The organism is Pseudomonas sp. AF03-9 (genome assembly GCF_020515815.1).
Classification (GTDB): Bacteria; Pseudomonadota; Gammaproteobacteria; order Pseudomonadales; family Pseudomonadaceae; genus Aquipseudomonas.
This window is the reverse complement of the sequence record NZ_JAHPJF010000012.1, coordinates 40,336-58,397: the sequence shown is the minus strand read 5'-3', so window position 1 is coordinate 58,397 and position 18,062 is coordinate 40,336. Positions and strand designations below refer to the sequence as shown.

At 60.4% G+C, this 18,062-nt stretch carries 17 protein-coding genes; 12 read left to right on the top strand and 5 right to left on the bottom strand.

The features are described from left to right. The first annotated feature begins 117 nt into the window (after positions 1-117). The 7 genes from LIY36_RS15560 to LIY36_RS15530 all read left to right on the top strand — a co-directional run bounded on the left by LIY36_RS15560 (position 118) and on the right by LIY36_RS15530 (position 8,156). Entirely contained in the window at positions 118-1,377 is a 1,260-nt protein-coding gene (locus LIY36_RS15560) for a D-mannose isomerase (RefSeq protein ID WP_226456224.1), read from the top strand. Between the two features lie 104 nt (positions 1,378-1,481). Continuing rightward, entirely contained in the window at positions 1,482-2,768 is a 1,287-nt protein-coding gene (locus tag LIY36_RS15555; RefSeq protein WP_226456223.1) for an ABC transporter substrate-binding protein, read from the top strand. Positions 2,769-2,869: 101 nt separating this feature from the next. After that, on the top strand, positions 2,870-3,778 hold the full coding sequence (locus LIY36_RS15550; RefSeq protein WP_192301018.1) for a carbohydrate ABC transporter permease: 909 nt from the start codon (positions 2,870-2,872) through the stop codon (positions 3,776-3,778). Beyond that, positions 3,771-4,616, top strand: coding sequence for a carbohydrate ABC transporter permease (locus LIY36_RS15545; protein WP_124524882.1), 846 nt, complete (start codon positions 3,771-3,773; stop codon positions 4,614-4,616). Before LIY36_RS15550 ends, LIY36_RS15545 begins: the two co-directional genes overlap by 8 nt. 2 nt (positions 4,617-4,618) lie before the next feature. Continuing rightward, a complete protein-coding gene (locus LIY36_RS15540) occupies positions 4,619-5,776 on the top strand; it encodes an ABC transporter ATP-binding protein (protein ID WP_192301019.1) in 1,158 nt (385 codons plus the stop codon). Positions 5,777-5,860: 84 nt separating this feature from the next. Next, on the top strand, positions 5,861-7,207 hold the full coding sequence (locus tag LIY36_RS15535; RefSeq protein ID WP_017737958.1) for a carbohydrate porin: 1,347 nt from the start codon (positions 5,861-5,863) through the stop codon (positions 7,205-7,207). Positions 7,208-7,310: 103 nt separating this feature from the next. Then, positions 7,311-8,156 carry a D-hexose-6-phosphate mutarotase gene (locus LIY36_RS15530; RefSeq protein WP_226456222.1) on the top strand — a complete coding sequence of 282 codons (846 nt, stop codon included), beginning with the start codon at positions 7,311-7,313 and terminating at the stop codon, positions 8,154-8,156. Positions 8,157-8,278: 122 nt separating this feature from the next. On the opposite strand, the gene LIY36_RS15525 is transcribed toward LIY36_RS15530, so the two are convergent. Continuing rightward, the gene (locus LIY36_RS15525) at positions 8,279-9,139 is read right to left on the bottom strand and encodes a MurR/RpiR family transcriptional regulator (RefSeq protein WP_177413991.1); all 861 of its coding nucleotides are present in this window, start codon (positions 9,137-9,139) and stop codon (positions 8,279-8,281) included. Positions 9,140-9,357: 218 nt separating this feature from the next. Here LIY36_RS15525 and zwf point away from each other — a divergent pair, with 218 nt between their 5' ends. Genes zwf through LIY36_RS15510 form a run of 3 tightly spaced genes read left to right on the top strand, consistent with a single transcriptional unit; the run spans position 9,358 to position 12,207 of the window. Next, positions 9,358-10,824, top strand: coding sequence for a glucose-6-phosphate dehydrogenase (zwf, locus tag LIY36_RS15520; RefSeq protein WP_226456221.1), 1,467 nt, complete (start codon positions 9,358-9,360; stop codon positions 10,822-10,824). Then, a complete protein-coding gene (gene pgl, locus LIY36_RS15515) occupies positions 10,811-11,524 on the top strand; it encodes a 6-phosphogluconolactonase (protein ID WP_192301023.1) in 714 nt (237 codons plus the stop codon). The genes zwf and pgl overlap by 14 nt, the downstream gene beginning before the upstream one ends. A gap of 17 nt (positions 11,525-11,541) precedes the next feature. Further along, complete coding sequence (locus tag LIY36_RS15510) at positions 11,542-12,207, top strand: bifunctional 4-hydroxy-2-oxoglutarate aldolase/2-dehydro-3-deoxy-phosphogluconate aldolase (protein WP_226456220.1); 666 nt, start codon at positions 11,542-11,544, stop codon at positions 12,205-12,207. Positions 12,208-12,428: 221 nt separating this feature from the next. On the opposite strand, the gene LIY36_RS15505 is transcribed toward LIY36_RS15510, so the two are convergent. Beyond that, positions 12,429-13,604 carry an aminotransferase class V-fold PLP-dependent enzyme gene (locus LIY36_RS15505; protein WP_226456219.1) on the bottom strand — a complete coding sequence of 392 codons (1,176 nt, stop codon included), beginning with the start codon at positions 13,602-13,604 and terminating at the stop codon, positions 12,429-12,431. Positions 13,605-13,618: 14 nt separating this feature from the next. After that, positions 13,619-13,855, bottom strand: a complete 237-nt coding sequence (locus tag LIY36_RS15500) for a DUF3820 family protein (protein WP_135289383.1) — start codon at positions 13,853-13,855, stop codon at positions 13,619-13,621. A gap of 204 nt (positions 13,856-14,059) precedes the next feature. Here LIY36_RS15500 and LIY36_RS15495 point away from each other — a divergent pair, with 204 nt between their 5' ends. Continuing rightward, positions 14,060-14,527: a ferritin-like domain-containing protein gene (locus LIY36_RS15495; protein WP_192301026.1), complete on the top strand. Its 468-nt coding sequence runs from the start codon at positions 14,060-14,062 to the stop codon at positions 14,525-14,527. A 124-nt stretch (positions 14,528-14,651) separates the two neighbouring features. On the opposite strand, the gene LIY36_RS15490 is transcribed toward LIY36_RS15495, so the two are convergent. Beyond that, on the bottom strand, positions 14,652-15,122 hold the full coding sequence (locus tag LIY36_RS15490; RefSeq protein ID WP_010208208.1) for a MaoC family dehydratase: 471 nt from the start codon (positions 15,120-15,122) through the stop codon (positions 14,652-14,654). A gap of 57 nt (positions 15,123-15,179) precedes the next feature. After that, on the bottom strand, positions 15,180-16,124 hold the full coding sequence (locus tag LIY36_RS15485; protein WP_226456218.1) for an alpha/beta hydrolase: 945 nt from the start codon (positions 16,122-16,124) through the stop codon (positions 15,180-15,182). A 209-nt stretch (positions 16,125-16,333) separates the two neighbouring features. Between LIY36_RS15485 and fadD2 the strand changes: the two genes are divergently transcribed. Next, the gene (gene fadD2, locus LIY36_RS15480) at positions 16,334-18,022 is read left to right on the top strand and encodes a long-chain-fatty-acid--CoA ligase FadD2 (protein WP_226456217.1); all 1,689 of its coding nucleotides are present in this window, start codon (positions 16,334-16,336) and stop codon (positions 18,020-18,022) included. The last annotated feature ends 40 nt before the right edge of the window (positions 18,023-18,062 follow it).

Sequence of the window (18,062 nt, the reverse complement as noted above, 5' to 3'; positions counted from 1 at the left end):
AGTGCTCTTGGTCTCATTGTCACCGCCTGGTGACATTTCCCATCCCCTTCGTTACTTGCCCCCACGGCCCCCTTGTTTAGACTCCGGTCACCCCATAAACAATAATAAGGGCCACCCATGACCACCCAACCACTGCCTGCCAGCAGTTGGCTGAACGCGCCTGCCCATCACGCCTGGCTTGCCGCCGAAGGCCAGCGTCTGTTGGCATTCGCCAAGGCCGCGCGCCTGCCCGACGGTTTCGGCAACCTGGACGACAGAGGCCAATTGCCGGCCGATGCCCACGCCGAAACCATGAACACTGCCCGTATGACCCACAGCTTTGCCATGGCCTACGCCCTTGGCCTGCCGGGTTACGCCGAGTGGGTGGCCCACGGTGTCGCGGCCCTCAGTGGTCCGCTGAAGGATGCGCAGCACGGTGGCTGGTTCGCCACGCCCCGCGCCCTCGATGGCAACCGTGGCAAGGCTGCTTACCTGCACGCCTTTGTCGCCCTGGCTGCCAGCTCCGCGGTGGTGGCCGGCGTTCCCGGTGCCCAGGCCCTGCTAAACGACGCGATCCACATCATCGACCAGTGCTTCTGGAACGAGGAGGAGGGCGTCATGCTCGAAACCTTTGCCCAGGATTGGAGTGGCGTCGAAGCCTATCGCGGCGCCAACAGCAACATGCACGCCACCGAGGCCTTCCTCGCCCTGGCCGATGTAACCGGTGACACGCGTTGGCTGGACCGCGCGCTGCGGATCGTCGAGCGGGTGATCCACACCCACGCCGCCGGCAACCAGTACATGGTGATCGAACATTTCGACGCTCACTGGCAGCCCCTGCTGGATTACAACGAAGACAATCGCGCCGACGGCTTCCGCCCCTACGGCATCACTCCTGGCCATGGGTTCGAGTGGGCGCGGCTGGTGCTGCACCTGGAGGCCTCGCGCCTGCGCGCTGGGCTGGTCACGCCGGACTGGTTGTTGACCGACGCCAAAGGCCTGTTCGCCAGCGCCTGCGAATACGCTTGGGCGGTCGATGGTGCGCCCGGCATCGTCTACACCCTGGACTGGAACCAGCGCCCGGTGGTGCGTGAGCGCCTGCACTGGACCCACGCCGAAGCCAGCGCCGCAGCCCAGGCCTTGCTCAAACGCACCGGTGAGTTGCACTACGAAACCTGGTATCGGCGTTTCTGGGAGTTCTGCGAAACCCATTTCATCGACCGCATCCACGGCAGCTGGCACCACGAGCTCAGCCCGCACAACCAACCCAGCAGCACGATCTGGGCTGGCAAGCCGGACCTGTACCATGCCTGGCAAGCGGTGCTGCTGCCTGCGCTACCGTTGGCGCCAAGCATGGCCAGTGCATTGGGGGCGGGGTCTTATGTCACCAGCTGGTGACATTTGTACGTCCCTTTGTTACCTGCGCCCTAAATATCCATGTTTAAACTCCGTGCAGCGCAAGCTCTAGACTTGCATGCATAACAACAAAAAAAGGTACTCAGATGAACGCGATTAATCGCCTCGCCGTCGCTATTTCCATTGCCTCGTTGTTTCCCCTCAGTGCATTTGCCGCCGACTCCAAAGGTACGGTTGAAGTGGTGCATTGGTGGACCTCTGGCGGTGAGAAAGCGGCAGTGGATGTCCTGAAGGCCCAAGTTGAGAAAGACGGTTTCACCTGGAAAGACGGTGCCGTCGCCGGTGGCGGTGGTGCCACGGCCATGACTGTGCTGAAAAGCCGCGCAGTTGCGGGCAACCCGCCCGGCGTTGCCCAGATCAAAGGTCCCGACATCCAGGAATGGGCGTCCACTGGCCTGCTCGACACCGACGTCTTGAAAGGCGTGGCCAAAGACGAAAAGTGGGATTCCCTGCTCGACAAAAAAGTCTCCGATACCGTGAAGTTCGACGGTGACTACGTCGCCGTACCTGTGAACATCCACCGCGTCAACTGGCTGTGGATCAACCCGGAAGTCTTCAAGAAAGCCGGCATCACCAAGAACCCGACCACCCTCGAAGAATTCTACGCAGCCGGCGACAAGCTCAAGGCTGCCGGTTTCATTCCGCTCGCCCACGGCGGCCAGCCTTGGCAGGACAGCACCGTGTTCGAAGCCGTCGTCCTGTCGGTGATGGGAGCCGACGGCTACAAGAAAGCCCTGGTCGACCTGGACAACGCTGCGCTGACGGGCCCGGAAATGGTCAAGTCGCTCACCGAGCTGAAAAAAGTCGCGACCTATATGGACGTCGACGGCAAAGGCCAGGACTGGAACCTCGAAGCCGGTAAAGTCATCAACGGCAAGGCCGGCATGCAGATCATGGGTGACTGGGCCAAGTCCGAGTGGACCGCCGCCAAGAAAGTCGCGGGCAAGGACTACGAGTGCGTCGCCTTCCCTGGCACCGAGAAAGCTTTCACCTACAACATCGACTCCCTGGCGGTGTTCAAGCAGAAAGACAAAGGCACTGCCGCTGGCCAGCAGGACATTGCCAAAGTCGTGCTGGGTGAAAACTTCCAGAAGGTCTTCAGCATCAACAAAGGCTCGATCCCGGTGCGTAACGACATGTTGAACAACATGGACAAGCTCGGCTTCGACTCCTGCGCCCAGACCGCTGCCAAGGACTTCCTGGCCGACGCCAAGACCGGTGGCCTGCAGCCAAGCATGGCGCACAACATGGCCACCAACCTGGCGGTGCAAGGCGCGTTCTTTGATGTCGTGACCAACTTCCTCAATGACCCGAAAGCCGACCCGGCCGACACCGCCAAGAAACTGGGCGCTGCGATCAAGTCGGCCAAGTAAGCGACAAGCTGCAAGTTATTAGCTGCAAGTGGTCTGCAACCTCTCTTGCCGCTTATAGCTTGTAACTTGCAGCTGCCCTCACTCTTTCATTGGATTTCCCCATGAGTTCTGTTGCTGTGTTCAGCAAAGCCTCGCCGTTCGATGCACTGCAGCGCTGGCTACCGAAACTGGTGCTGGCGCCGAGCATGTTCATCGTACTGGTGGGCTTCTACGGCTACATCCTGTGGACGTTTGTGCTGTCGTTCACCACATCCACTTTCCTGCCCAGCTACAAGTGGGCGGGGTTGGCGCAATATGAGCGCCTGTTCGACAACGACCGTTGGTGGGTCGCAAGCAAAAACCTGGCGCTGTTTGGCGGCATGTTTATCGGCATCACCCTGGTGATTGGTGTTCTGCTGGCGGTGTTCCTCGACCAGCGTATCCGTCGTGAAGGTTTTATCCGCACCATTTACCTGTACCCGATGGCGCTCTCGATGATCGTTACGGGTACGGCCTGGAAGTGGCTGCTCAACCCGGGCATGGGCCTGGACAAACTCCTGCGGGACTGGGGCTGGGAAGGCTTCCGTCTCGACTGGCTGATCGACCCGGATCGCGTGGTCTATTGCCTGGTAATCGCCGCGGTGTGGCAAGCCTCGGGTTTCATCATGGCGATGTTCCTCGCGGGCCTGCGTGGGGTTGATCAATCGATCATCCGCGCCGCGCAGATCGATGGCGCGAGCCTGCCGCGCATCTACTGGAGCGTGGTGCTGCCCAGCCTGCGTCCGGTGTTCTTCAGTGCCGTGATGATCCTGGCGCACATTGCGATCAAGAGCTTCGACCTGGTGGCGGCGATGACCGCAGGTGGGCCGGGCTACTCGTCCGACCTGCCGGCGATGTTCATGTACTCGTTCACCTTCAGCCGTGGCCAGATGGGCATGGGCTCGGCCAGTGCCATCCTGATGCTCGGTGCGATCCTTGCGATCATCGTGCCTTACCTCTACTCCGAGCTGAGGACCAAACGCCATGACTAGTCTCGCTTCCAAACCTGCCATCAGCTTGAGTCGCGTCGCGATCTACGCGGTGCTGATCCTCGCGGTGCTGCTGTACCTGGTGCCGCTGGTGGTGATGTTGCTCACCAGCTTCAAGACCCCGGATGACATCAGTAACGGCAACCTGCTGAGCTGGCCGACCGTGGTCACCGGCATCGGCTGGGTCAAGGCCTGGGCCACGGTAGACGGTTACTTCTGGAACTCGATCAAGATCACTGTGCCGGCCGTGCTGATCTCCACCGCCATCGGTGCGTTGAACGGCTATGTGCTGTCGTTCTGGCGCTTCAAAGGTTCGCAGTTGTTCTTCGGCTTGCTGTTGTTCGGCTGCTTCCTGCCGTTCCAGACCGTGCTGCTGCCGGCGTCGTTCACCCTTGGCAAGATGGGCCTGGCCAGCACCACCACCGGCCTGGTGTTTATCCATGTGGTCTACGGGCTGGCGTTCACCACGCTGTTCTTCCGTAACTACTACGTGAGCATTCCGGATGCGCTGGTCAAGGCCGCACGCCTGGACGGTGCGGGTTTCTTCACCATCTTCCGTCGGATCATTCTGCCGATGTCGACCCCGATCATCATGGTCTGCCTGATCTGGCAATTTACCCAGATCTGGAACGACTTCCTGTTCGGCGTGGTGTTCTCCAGCGGCGACTCCCAGCCCATCACGGTGGCGCTGAACAACCTGGTCAACACCAGCACCGGGGCCAAGGAATATAACGTGGATATGGCGGCGGCGATGATCGCCGGGCTGCCGACCCTGCTGGTCTATGTGATCGCAGGCAAGTATTTCGTGCGCGGCCTCACGGCCGGCGCGGTCAAGGGGTAATCATGGCTACGCTTGAACTTCGCAATGTAAACAAGACCTATGGCCCCGGCCTGCCCGACACCTTGAAGAACATCGAACTGTCGATCAAGGAAGGCGAATTCCTCATCCTGGTCGGCCCTTCGGGTTGCGGTAAATCCACGCTGATGAACTGCATCGCCGGCCTGGAAACCATCACTGGCGGCGCGATCATGATCGGCGACCAGGACGTCAGCGGCATGAGCCCCAAGGATCGCGACATCGCCATGGTGTTCCAGTCCTACGCGCTATACCCGACCATGAGCGTGCGCGAGAACATCGAATTCGGCCTCAAAATCCGCAAGATGCCCCAGGCCGACATCGACGCCGAAGTGGCGCGCGTGGCCAAGCTGTTGCAGATCGAACACCTGCTCAACCGCAAGCCGGGCCAGCTCTCCGGTGGCCAGCAACAGCGTGTGGCCATGGGCCGCGCCCTGGCACGTCGGCCGAAGATCTACCTGTTCGACGAACCGCTGTCCAACCTCGACGCCAAGCTGCGCGTCGAGATGCGCACCGAAATGAAACTGATGCACCAGCGTCTGAAAACCACCACCGTCTACGTCACCCACGACCAGATCGAAGCGATGACCCTGGGCGACAAAGTGGCGGTGATGAAGGACGGCATCATCCAGCAGTTCGGCACGCCGAAAGACATCTACAACAACCCGGCCAACCAGTTCGTGGCGAGCTTTATCGGTTCGCCGCCGATGAACTTCGTGCCCCTGCGCCTGCAACGCAAGGACGGTCGTCTGGTGGCCCTGCTCGACAGCGGCCAGGCCCGTTGCGAGCTGGTGCTGAACGTGACCGACGCCGGTCTTGAAGACCGTGACGTGATCCTTGGCCTGCGCCCCGAGCAGATCCTGCTGGCGGCGGGCGAGGGCAACGGTTCGAGCATCCGCGCCGAAGTGCAGGTCACCGAACCGACCGGCCCGGACACCCTGGTATTCGTGCAACTCAATGACACCAAGGTCTGCTGCCGCCTGGCGCCCGACGTGGCCCCGCAGGTGGGCGAGACCCTGACCCTGCAATTTGATCCATCCAAGGTATTGCTGTTCGACGCCAATACCGGCGAGCGTCTGGGCACTGCTTCTTCATTGCCCGCACAGGGGCATGCCGACAATGTGGCCCAATTCAAAGGCCGTTGAAGCAGATAAGTTGTTGTTTTAAATAAAAAAGTAACCCGCGTTAGATAAAAACAGTTTAATAACAATAAAGACGAGGATGTAGGGATGAAAAAGCAACACAACACTACCCGGCTGATCTGCCAACTGTCAGCGGCAGCAGCCCTGGTTTTGTCCGCCAATGCGATGGCGGACGAAGCATTCAGCGCCGATTCCAAGTGGATGACCGGCGATTGGGGCGGCGAACGGACCAAGCTGATCGAGCAAGGTATCGATATCAAGGCTGACTACGTAGGCGAAATGGGCTACAACGCCCACGGCGGCTACAACACCGACAAGACCGGTCGCTACTCCGACCAGTTCGGCTTGGGTGTCGCGCTGGACCTGCAAAAACTGTGGGGCTGGGACAACACCCAGGCCAAGATCCAGTTGACCAACCGTAATGGCCAGAACATCTCCAACGATCGTATCGGCGACCCGCGTGCCGGCACGCTGAGTTCGTCGATGGAAGTCTACGGCCGTGGCCACATGGTGCGTCTGACCCAGTTCTGGATCCAGCACCAGATGTTCGACAACAAGTTGGACGTGAAGCTCGGTTACTTCGGTGAAGGCGAAGACTTCAACACCTTCCCGTGCGACTTCCAGAACCTGTCGTTCTGCGGTTCCCAGGTCGGTAACTATGTGAGCACCTGGTACAACTGGCCGGTCAGCCAGGCTGCGATCCGCGTGAAGTACCACATCACGCCTGAGCTGTACGCGCAAATCGGTGCGTACAACCAGAACCCGTCGCAGCTGGAGCACGGTAACGGCTTCAAGCTCAGCGGCAGCGGTACCAAGGGCACTGTAATCCCGGTGGAATTGGTCTGGTCGCCGAAGGTCAACAACCTGCCGGGCGAATACCGTGTGGGTTACTACAAAAGCGCCGCCGAGGCGTCCGACGTGCGTGAAGACGTGAACGGTAACGATGCGGCGACCACACGCGCGGACTACCGCACCCACAGCAGCAAGAAAGGCTACTGGTTCGTTGCCCAACAGCAACTCACCACCCATAACGGCGACGCTTCCCGTGGTCTGAACATCGCGGCCAACGCCACGTTCCACGACAAGGAAACCAACACCGTCGACAACTACCAGTCGTTGATGCTGGTGTACAAAGGTCCGTTCGACGCGCGTCCAAAAGATGACGTCGGCATCGGTGCTGCGCGTCTGCACGTCAACAATGACGTGAAGAAAAACGCCGAGCTGCTCAACGCCTCCAACGGCGTGAGCGACTACGACAACCCGCTGTACACGCCGATCCGCGAGACCGAGTACAACTTCGAAATCAACTACGGTTTCCACGTCACCAACTGGCTGACCGTGCGTCCTAACCTGCAATACGTCGTGCAACCTGGCGGCGTGGACAAAGTCGACAACGCGTTGGTGGCTGGCCTGAAAATTCAGTCTACGTTCTAACGTTGTTGCGATAAGCTCCTTCTCTCTGTGCGCATTTTGCGGGTAGCCATGGCTATCCGCTTTTTTTTGCGCAGCACTGTGAAGACCTTCAGGACAGTGGCAAATGCATGAGCAACCGCTGCAACGCTTTTTCAAATCCCTGCGCGAACGTCCAGTGTTCGCCTGGGAGCGCTTTCAGATGCGCGACGTATTGGTGATCGACCACCCGCTGTGCCAGGCGGTGTTCAGTCGTCAGGGCGCGCAACTGTTGCACTTTCAACCCACGGGGCAAAAACCCTGGCTGTGGTGTGCGGCGAAGTGGCCGCAAGTCGGCGCGATCCGTGGTGGCGTGCCGGTGTGCTGGCCGTGGTATGGCCGTCATCCCAGCGAGAACGCTTGGCCATCCCACGGCTGGGCGCGGCTGATCGACTGGAAACTGCTCGACAGCAGCACCGACGACGACGGTGTGCGTCTGCACTGGCAACTGCAGTTGTGCGATTGGCAGGTCGACCTGCACGCACACCTGGGCGACACCCTGGAACTGCGCCTGAGCACCGAGCATCAGGACGAGCTGCCGTGTCAGTTGAGCCATGCTTTGCACGCCTACTGGCGTATTGGTCACGTTGATGAGGTAGCGCTGTCTGGGCTCGACGGCGCGCAAGGTTATGACCAGCTCAGTCGCCAGGCTTGCCAGCAGGAAGGTGAGTTGCGGGTGGACGGCGGCTGCCAGCGGGTGTTCCAGCACGACGGCGAATTGCAGCTCAAGGACCACGCCTGGCAACGCGAATTGTGCATCGACACCGGCGACAGCGCCGATACGGTGGTGTGGCATCCGGGCAGCCGGCCGCTGTTGGGCGTGAGCTTCAACGAGGCGTCGGGGTTTGTGTGCGTGGAGTCGGCAATGGCCGGCGCGAGCCTGGCGCCGGGGGAACGGGCGCATTTGAGTCTGCAGGCCAGGGCTGGGGTGTAGCGGTGTGGCTGCGGACCCCTTCGCGAGCAAGCCCGCTCCCACATTTGAATGTGTTCACAAATCAAAATGTGGGAGCGGGCTTGCTCGCGAAGAGGCCGGTACAGCTGGTAGAGATTCCAGCCTTAGTTGAACTCATCGCCAACCGGATACCGGCTGTCATTCAAGCTCTCTTTGATCTTGCGCAGATGGGGCTGGAAATCCACCCCACGGCGCAGCGTCATGCCTGTCGCCAGCACATCCAGCACCGTCAACTGAATGATCCGCGAGGTCATCGGCATATAGATGTCCGTATCTTCCGGCAGTGGAATATTCAGGCTCACCGTACTGGCCTTGGCCAATGGTGAGTTCTCGGCGGTCACGCCCAGCACCGAGGCGCCGTTGCTGCGGGCGATACGTGCCACTTCCACCAGCTCACGGGTACGCCCGGTGTAGGAAATGATCACGAACAGCTCGCCCGTATGCGCCACCGACGCGATCATGCGCTGCATCAGCACGTCCGCGTGGGCGGTGACCGACAGGTTGAAGCGGAAGAACTTGTGCAGCGCGTCCATCGCCACAGGTGCCGAAGCGCCGAGGCCGAAGAAGTGGATCTGCCGCGCCTGGATCAGCAGGTCCACGGCCTTGCTGATCAAGTTCGGGTCCAGGGCCTGGCAGGCGCTGTCCAGGGATGCGATGGCGCTGCCAAAGATCTTCTGGGTGTAGGCCTCGGGGTTATCATCGGCCTCCACCGCGCGGCTGACATACGCAGCACCGCTGGCCAGGCTTTGCGCCAGTTGCAGTTTCAGTTCAGGGTAGCCGCTGACGCCGAACGAACGGCAGAAACGGTTGACCGTCGGTTCACTGACCGAGGCGGCTTGGGCGAGGGCGGCGATAGAGAAGCGGGTCGCCTGCTGCGGGTTGAGCAGGATGACCTCGGCGACTTTTTTCTCGGCCTTGTTCAATTCTTCGAGGCGGTTCTGGATCTGTTCCAGAAGATTTCGCACGCGGTCCATTCAGTCTTTCCTTCGGGCGACGATGCAAATAAGGGTGGCAACCAATCGACCAGTGGTCTTTTGCGGTGGCCTATCCTACTGAGGGTAGCTGAACACCACCACTCGCAATGCGTATTTCGGGAAAATGTTGTGGTTATTACTACATTTTTCCTTGAGTGATGCCTTGAAAAAAGGTATTTGTAGCTTAACTTGATAAAAGAACAAACATCATGCCTTCGATAACCGTAGAACCCTGCACCTTTGCCCTGTTTGGCGCCTTGGGTGATCTGGCGCTGCGCAAGTTATTTCCTGCCCTCTATCAACTCGATGGCGCCGGGCTCTTGCACGACGACACCCGCATCCTGGCCCTGGCCCGTGAAGCCGGGACCGAGCAACAGCACCTGGCCCATATCGAAAAAGAACTGCGCAGCTACGTCGGCAAGGACCTGGACGAAACCATCGCCCAACGTTTCCTGGCGCGCCTGACCTACGTCCACGTCGACTTCAAGAACGCCGATGACTACGTCGCCCTGGCGGAAAAAGTCGGCCACGAACAACGTCTGATCGCCTACTTCGCCACCCCGGCAGCGGTGTACGGTGCGATCTGCGAAAACCTGGCCAAGGCCGGCCTGGCGGAAAACACCCGCGTGGTGCTGGAAAAACCCATCGGCTCGGACCTGGAATCCTCGCGCAAGGTCAACGATGCCGTGGCGCAGTTCTTCCCGGAAAACCGCACCTACCGCATCGACCACTACCTGGGCAAAGAAACCGTCCAGAACCTGATCGCCCTGCGTTTCGCCAACAGCCTTTTCGAAACCCAGTGGAACCAGAACTACATTTCCCACGTGGAAATCACTGTCGCCGAGCAGGTTGGCATCGAAGGCCGTTGGGGCTACTTCGACAAGGCCGGCCAGCTGCGCGACATGATCCAGAACCACCTGCTGCAACTGCTTTGCCTGATCGCCATGGACCCGCCGGCTGACCTGTCCGCCGACAGTATCCGGGACGAGAAGGTCAAAGTGCTCAAGGCCCTGGCGCCGATCAGCCCGGAAGGCTTGACCACCCAGGTTGTGCGCGGCCAGTACATCGCCGGCTACAGCGCTGGCAAGCCGGTGCCGGGTTACCTCGAAGAAGAGAATTCCAACACCCAGAGCGACACCGAGACCTTCGTCGCCCTGCGTGCCGACATCCGCAACTGGCGTTGGGCCGGGGTGCCGTTCTACTTGCGCACCGGCAAGCGCATGCCGCAAAAGCTGTCGCAGATCGTTATCCACTTCAAGGAACCGTCCCACTACATCTTCGCCCCCGAGCAGCGCTTGCAGATCAGCAACAAGCTGATCATCCGCCTGCAACCGGACGAAGGTATTTCCTTGCGTGTGATGACCAAGGAGCAGGGCCTGGACAAGGGCATGCAACTGCGCAGCGGGCCGCTGCAACTGAATTTTTCCGACACCTATCGCAGCGCACGGATTCCCGATGCCTACGAGCGGTTGTTGCTCGAAGTGATGCGCGGCAATCAGAACCTGTTTGTGCGTAAAGATGAAATCGAAGCCGCGTGGAAGTGGTGTGACCAGTTGATCGCCGGGTGGAAAAAATCCGGTGATGCGCCCAAGCCGTACGCGGCGGGTTCCTGGGGGCCGATGAGCTCCATTGCACTGATCACGCGGGATGGGAGGTCGTGGTATGGCGATATCTGATTTGAAACTGCCCCAGGGCGTCACGCCGCACGAGTACCGCACGCCGGTGCTGTTGGCGCAAGGCCTGGCCAATGATGTGGCCGAGCAATTGCGTGCGGCCATCAGCGCCCGTGGCGAAGCCACGTTGGTGGTGTCCGGTGGCCGTAGCCCCGTGGCGTTTTTCCAGAACCTGGCCAAGCAAGGCCTGGACTGGTCCAAGGTGACGATCACCCTGGCCGACGAACGCTGGGTGCCGGTGGAACACGCCGACAGCAACGCCGGTCTGCTCAAGCAATACTTGCTGCAAGGCCCGGCGGCCAAGGCCAAATTCCTGAGCCTGTACAGCGCCGCGGCCAATCTTGAAGACGCTGCCGAGCAGGCCGATCGCCTGCTGGCGGAATTGCCGGCGATTGACGTGTTGGTGCTGGGCATGGGCGATGACGGTCACACCGCGTCGCTGTTTCCCAACAGCCCGAACCTGAGCGAAGCCTTGCAGCCGGACGGCACGCGCCGTTGCTGGCCGATGCTGGCGCCGACCGTACCCCACCAGCGCCTGACCATGAGTCGCGCGCTGCTGGCTTCGGCGAACTACACCGTACTGTCGATTTCCGGCAGTTCGAAATTGACGACCTTGAGCGCTGCACTGGCCGGTGACGACATCGCTGCCATGCCGATTCGCGCGTTTTTGCAACCCACATTAGAGATTTACTGGTGCCCATGAGCCAAGGATCAGCCGCTATGAAAAGCCCTCAACCGACCGTGTCCATGGCGGATAAAGTTGCCCTGATCGACAGCCTCTGCGCCAAGGCGCGGATCCTGCCGGTGATCACCATCGCCCGCGAACAGGACATCCTGCCGCTGGCCGATGCCCTGGCCGCCGGTGGTTTGACCGCGCTGGAAGTGACCCTGCGTTCGCAGTACGGCCTCAAGGCCATTCAGGTGCTGCGCGAGCAACGCCCGGAACTGTGCACCGGTGCTGGCACCGTGCTGGATCGCCATATGCTCGAAGCGGCCGAAGTCGCCGGCTCGCAATTTATCGTCACCCCAGGCATCACCCGCGACCTGCTGGAAGCCTCGGTACACAGCGCAATCCCGCTGCTGCCGGGCATCAGCAACGCCTCCGGGATCATGGAAGGCTATGCGCTGGGTTATCGCCGCTTCAAGCTGTTCCCGGCTGAAGTCAGCGGCGGCGTCGCGGCAATCAAGGCCCTGGGCGGCCCGTTTGGCGAAGTGAAATTCTGCCCGACCGGCGGCGTTGGTCCGGCCAACATCAAAAGCTACATGGCGTTGAAAAACGTGATGTGCGTGGGCGGTAGCTGGATGCTTGATCCTGAGTGGATCAAGAACGGCGACTGGGCCCGCATTCAGGAAGTCACCGCCGAGGCGCTGGCGCTGCTGGATTGATCTGATTCATCGAATCGTTGTTGCTGTGCTTGACGGCATTTTTTCGGTGCACTTGGTCGGTGTACCGCTTTTTTTTGCCTGCAGAAAACCTCTCATGTCGGCGTAACTCCTTGAGTTGGAATGGGTTTGTGTGGGAGTGGGCTTGCTCGCGAATGCGGTGGTTCAGCTTGCAGATGTATTGCTGACACACCGCATTCGCGAGCAAGCCCGCTCCCACAGTTTTAATCGGCGTTGAGTTCGGCGATGGCGGTGACCAAGGCATTGATGTCCGCGGCCGACGTGACCAACCCCGGCGTCACCCGAATGCAGGTCCCAAACGCCGCGCCCACCCGTGTGGTGGTAAACAGGTTGTAGTCCTTGAGTAAACGATCTGCCATCACCTGCTGGTCCCTTCCGACAAACTTGAACGCCGTAATCCCGCAATATAGGCGCGGATCATCCGACGTCAGCACCTCAACCCCCGCCAACGGCCGCACCTTGCTCACCCACAGGTCACGCAGGTAATTCACCCGCGCGCCCTTGGCCGCCGAGCCTCCCAGGCTTCGATGCTCCTCAAACACCAAGGGCAAGGTCATCAGCGCCGGAAAATTCGGTGTGCTGTAGGACGTGCGTGCGCGCACGTCGCTGGGCGGGTAGTGAAACTCGCCCATGTCCGGGTCGATGTCGGCCAGGCGCTCGGGCGCGATGTACAGAAAACCCAGGGTCAGCGGCGCGCCGATCCATTTGTGCAGATTGAAACCGGCGAACTGAATGCCCAGTTCGGCGAGGTTGAAGTCGATCTGGCCCAGGGCGTGAGCGCCGTCGAGGATCACATCCACATCATATTCACGCGCCGCCTTGGCGATCGCCTCGACCGGCATCACCAGGCCAGTGCGATGGGTGACGTGGGTCAGCGCCATCAGCTTTAAACGTGGGTATTGCGCGAACGCATCGCGGTATGTGCGCAGCAGGCTGTCGAAACTCGCCGGGTGCGCGTGGGACAGTTCGATCACCTCCACGCCGCGAACCCCGGCCAACCAGCGCATGGCGCCTTTGACCGTGTCGTACTCCAGGTCACTGATCAACACCTGATCCCCCGGCTCCAGGCGGTTGTAGTTACGGATCAGCGACTGCAAGGCCTCGGTGGCGTTGCGGGTGAAGGCGACCGACTCGGGGTCGACGTTGATCAGCCCAGCCAGTTGGCGGCGGATCTCGACGTTTTCGCCCTGCTCGAAACGCTGGCGCACATGCAGGGAATTGCTGCGGTTGATAAACGCCACGTGTTCCAGATACTGCGCGCGCACGACGCGGCTCATGCGTCCGAAATAGCCGTTTTCCAGATTGATCGGGCCAGGCTCCAGCTCATAGCGCCTGGCGATGGCGGTCCAGTGTTGCTCGTTATCGGCATTCCTTGGCATGGCGGGGTTCTTTCTTAATGGCGGGGGGCGGGCTTGCCGTGTTTTACGCGCAACGGTTCGAGCAATTCGGCCAGGCCGTTGCTGTCGATTTCCTGCATCAATGCCAGCAGCCCACCCAGTTCGCCGTGGGGGAAACCTTCTCGGGCAAACCAGTTCAGGTAGGGGCCGGGCAGGTCGGCGATGATCCGGCCCTTGTACTTGCCGAAGGGCATTTGGCGGGTGATCAGCAGTTCGAGTTTTTCGGGGTTCATGGGCTTCAGACGAATGAGTCGAGAGCCCTGAAAATACAGGCATTCTGCATGAAGGCCAATTGACAGATCATGCAAATAACGTACATACAGATGGTTCAAATATTTTTAAGTTATTGAAAACAAAGGAAAAGTTGTTATTGAAAAAACTGGCACGGGCGCTGCAATCATTAAGACAACCTCTTAACCCGTACAAGGAATTGAAAAATGACTGACATCACTAAAGAATCGATCTCCGTACTGAACGACCTGATTGAAACCAGCATCGACGGTCAAAAGGGTTTCAAAGAGTGCGCTGAAGACATCAAGCACCCAGAGCTCAAGGCGCTGTTCGCCAAGCGTTCCGCCGACTGCGCCACCGCTGCTGCCGAGCTGAAGACTGCCGTGCGTGCCTTGGGTGGCGATCCGGAAGATTCCGGTAGCGTTGCCGGCGCACTGCACCGTGGCTGGGTCGACGTGAAGTCGATGCTCACCGGCAAGGATGAAGAGGCGGTACTGAACGAAGCCGAGCGCGGTGAAGACCACGCACTGAAGGCTTACAAAGAAGCGATCGAGAAGATCAACAAGCACAACCTGTTGGGCATTCGTGACCTGGTTGAGCGTCAGTACCACGGCGTGCAACGTAACCACGACCAGGTGAAGGCGCTGCGTAACCAGGCTCGCGCCCAGTCGTAAGCCTTACGCTGTAACGAATGTGGGAGCGGGCTTGCTCGCGAATGCGGTCTTTCAGTCACAGTGTTGGTGACTGATCCACCGCTTTCGCGGGCAAGCCCGCTCCCACATTTGTATTGTGTAGATTTCAGCCAATGCTGATCGGCGGCAATTCGGTCAGCGTCACCACCTGCTGCTTGCGCGGCGCCAGAATCTCCGCTTCACCATCCACCACCAACTCATCGCGCTGGTTGAACACCCGCGTGGCGATGCGTACGCGGAATTTCGGCAGTTTTTCGAGAATTTCCAGGCGCACGGTCAGGGTGTCGCCGATCTTCACCGGCTTCTGAAAGCTCATCTGCTGGCCGATATAGATAGTGCCCGGCCCAGGCAATTCGCAGGCTACCGCCGCGCTGATCAGGGCACCGCTGAACATGCCGTGGGCGATACGCTCCTTGAACATGGTCGCCTTGGCGTATTCGGCGTCCAGGTGCACCGGGTTGTGGTCACCGGACATCGCGGCGAACAGCTGGATGTCGCGCTCTTCCACCAATTTGCTGTAGCTGGCGGTCTGGCCGACTTCAAGGGCTTCGTACGGGGTGTTGGTTACCTGGGTCATCTAAAGGTGCATCCTGTGGCTAATCGGTAATTTAATCGGCTGATTCTAAAGCAAACATTATTCGCAGCGGACCGGCCTGTGCAGGGTCAGGGCCTGGTCGAGCCACGTCAGCAGGTCGGCGGTCACTTGGTCACGGTTGGTTTCGTTGAACACTTCATGGCGCGCCTGCGGGTAGATCGTCAGTTGCACGTGGCGGCAGCCGGCTTCACGCAGGGCGTTGGCCAGATGGGTGAGACGCTTGCCCTCACTCACCGGATCACATTCGCCGCCGGTCACCAGGATCGGCAGACCCGGATCGATCTGCGCGAGATTGGACGCTTTGCTGATTTGCTGCAAGCCGCCGAGCAGGTCGACCCACAGCTGGTTGGTGCAGCGGAAACCGCAGAGCGGGTCGTTGATGTACTTGTCGACTTCCGCCGGGTCGCGGCTGAGCCAGTCGAAGGCCGTACGGTTGGGTTTGAACGCTTTGTTGAATGAGCCGAACGACAGGAAGTCGATCAACGCACTGCGCCCGCGCAGGCCCTGGCGGGCCCGCTCGATGCGCGCGATCACCCGGGCGGCGCGGTACAGCGCCACGGGTTGGAAATTCGAGCCGCTCAGAGCCGCGCCGCTCAGGCTGGCGCTGTGATGCAGCAGATAGGCCTGGGCGATGTAGCTGCCCATGCTGTGGCCCAGCAGAATGATCGGCACCCCCGGATGCTGCTGGCCGATATGCTGGTTGAGGCTGGCGAGGTCGCCCACCACTTTGTTCCAGCCGTCGTGCTCGGCGTACAGGCCCAGGGTGCCTTCGTCGGCGGTGCGGCCGTGGCCACGCTGGTCCGGTGCATACAGGCCGTAGCCCGCCGCACACAGTGCCTGCGCCAGGCGCGCATAGCGCCCGCTGTGCTCGGCCATGCCGTGGGACAGCATGATCATCGCCTTGGCGGGGCCGTCCGGCAGCCATTGATTGACATACAGGCGGCTGTGGTCATTCGCGGTCAGCCAGAAGGTGCTGTGGTTCATGGCGGTTCCTTTGCTCGGGGTCGTTGCAGTGTATAGCTCATCCCACGGGAAGCGTCTGATCAGTGCAGGGCCTTGTAGGAAGATTCACGCAATTAATGACGCTCTTTCCTGTATTTGCCTGTTTGGCCATAGCTGCTAACGTCCCCAAAGCTCCGCTTTGTATGCAGTGCAAAAGCGGCCGGACACACTCAGGTAAGAGGACAAGAATAATGCAACCTGATTTCTGGAATGACAAACGCGCCGCGGGCGTTCCCAATGCCATCGACCTCACCTCTTACAAGTCGGTGATCGAAGTCTTCGAGCGTTCCTGCAAGACCTTTGCCGACCGTCCGGCGTTCAGCAACATGGGTATCACTCTGACCTACGCCGAGCTGGAGCGCCAAAGTGCGGCGTTCGCCGGCTACCTGCAACAGCACACCGACCTCAAGCCCGGCGAGCGCATTGCGGTGCAGATGCCCAACGTGCTGCATTACCCGATTGCCGTGTTCGGCGCCCTGCGCGCCGGGCTGATCGTGGTCAACACCAACCCGCTGTACACCCCGCGCGAGATGCGCCACCAGTTCAAGGACGCCGGCGTGCGTGCGCTGGTCTACCTCAACCTGTTCGGTTCGCGGGTGCAGGAAGTGTGCTCCGATACTGAGATCGACTACCTGATCGAAGCCAAGATGGGCGATTTCATGCCCGCCGCCAAAGGCTGGCTGGTCAACACCGTGGTCGACAAGGTCAAGAAAATGGTCCCGGCGTATAGCCTGCCGCGCGCCGTTTCCTTCAAGCGTGCGTTGCGCATGGGCGCAGGCCTGGGCGTGATCCGCCATCCCGTGACCCTGGACGACATCGCAGTGCTGCAATACACCGGCGGCACCACCGGCCTGGCCAAGGGCGCGATGCTCACCCACGGCAACCTCGTGGCGAACATGCAGCAGGCGCGGGCGTGCATGTCCCAGGTCAACGACGACGGTCAACCGCTGGTGCGCGAGGGGCAGGAAGTGATGATCGCGCCGCTGCCGCTGTACCATATCTATGCATTCACGGCAAACTGCATGTGCATGATGGTGACCGGCAACCACAACGTGCTGATCACCAACCCGCGCGACATCGGCGGCTTTATCAAGGAGTTGAAGAAGTGGCGCTTCTCCTGCCTGCTGGGGTTGAACACGCTGTTTGTGGCATTGATGGATCATCCGGACTTCAAGACCCTGGATTTCTCCCACCTCAAGATCACCAACTCCGGTGGCACCGCGCTGGTCAAGGCCACTGCGGAGCGCTGGAAAGCGCTGACCGGCTGCACCATCGGCGAGGGCTACGGGCTGACGGAAACGTCGCCGGTCGCCAGCACCAACCCCTACGGCAGCCAATCGCGGTTGGGCACCGTGGGCATTCCGGTGCCGGGCACGGCGATGAAAGTCATTGATGACGAAGGCCGCGAATTGCCCTTGGGCGAGCGCGGCGAGTTGTGCATCAAGGGCCCGCAGGTCATGAAGGGCTACTGGCAGCAGCCGGTGGCCACCGCCGAGACGCTCGACGCCGAAGGCTGGCTCAAGACCGGCGACATTGCGGTGATCGACACCGATGGCTTTGTCAGCATCGTCGATCGCAAGAAAGACCTGATCATTGTCTCGGGCTTCAATGTGTACCCCAACGAGATCGAAGATGTGGTGATGGCCCACCCTGCGGTGGCCAACTGCGCGGTGATCGGCGTGCCGGACGAGCGCACGGGGGAGGCGGTGAAGCTGTTCGTGGTCGCCCGCGCCCAGGGTGTGAGCCTTGAGGAATTGAAGACGTACTGCAAGACCAACTTCACCGGCTACAAGGTGCCCAAGCATATTGTGTTGCGTGAGTCGTTGCCGATGACGCCTGTAGGGAAAATCTTGCGGCGGGAACTGCGCGACATCGCCTGACCCTGAGTTGAAATGCAATCAAAAAATGTGGGAGCGGGCT

Coding starts and splice junctions, on each gene's coding strand:
- LIY36_RS15490 (WP_010208208.1), bottom strand. CDS start 15,122: ATGACCCAGGTAACCAACACCCCGTACGAAGCCCTTGAAGTCGGCCAG.
- LIY36_RS15495 (WP_192301026.1), top strand. CDS start 14,060: ATGACTGACATCACTAAAGAATCGATCTCCGTACTGAACGACCTGATT.
- LIY36_RS15545 (WP_124524882.1), top strand. CDS start 3,771: ATGACTAGTCTCGCTTCCAAACCTGCCATCAGCTTGAGTCGCGTCGCG.
- LIY36_RS15530 (WP_226456222.1), top strand. CDS start 7,311: ATGCATGAGCAACCGCTGCAACGCTTTTTCAAATCCCTGCGCGAACGT.
- LIY36_RS15510 (WP_226456220.1), top strand. CDS start 11,542: ATGAAAAGCCCTCAACCGACCGTGTCCATGGCGGATAAAGTTGCCCTG.
- zwf (WP_226456221.1), top strand. CDS start 9,358: ATGCCTTCGATAACCGTAGAACCCTGCACCTTTGCCCTGTTTGGCGCC.
- LIY36_RS15555 (WP_226456223.1), top strand. CDS start 1,482: ATGAACGCGATTAATCGCCTCGCCGTCGCTATTTCCATTGCCTCGTTG.
- LIY36_RS15485 (WP_226456218.1), bottom strand. CDS start 16,124: ATGAACCACAGCACCTTCTGGCTGACCGCGAATGACCACAGCCGCCTG.
- LIY36_RS15540 (WP_192301019.1), top strand. CDS start 4,619: ATGGCTACGCTTGAACTTCGCAATGTAAACAAGACCTATGGCCCCGGC.
- LIY36_RS15505 (WP_226456219.1), bottom strand. CDS start 13,604: ATGCCAAGGAATGCCGATAACGAGCAACACTGGACCGCCATCGCCAGG.
- fadD2 (WP_226456217.1), top strand. CDS start 16,334: ATGCAACCTGATTTCTGGAATGACAAACGCGCCGCGGGCGTTCCCAAT.
- LIY36_RS15535 (WP_017737958.1), top strand. CDS start 5,861: ATGAAAAAGCAACACAACACTACCCGGCTGATCTGCCAACTGTCAGCG.
- pgl (WP_192301023.1), top strand. CDS start 10,811: ATGGCGATATCTGATTTGAAACTGCCCCAGGGCGTCACGCCGCACGAG.
- LIY36_RS15500 (WP_135289383.1), bottom strand. CDS start 13,855: ATGAACCCCGAAAAACTCGAACTGCTGATCACCCGCCAAATGCCCTTC.
- LIY36_RS15560 (WP_226456224.1), top strand. CDS start 118: ATGACCACCCAACCACTGCCTGCCAGCAGTTGGCTGAACGCGCCTGCC.
- LIY36_RS15550 (WP_192301018.1), top strand. CDS start 2,870: ATGAGTTCTGTTGCTGTGTTCAGCAAAGCCTCGCCGTTCGATGCACTG.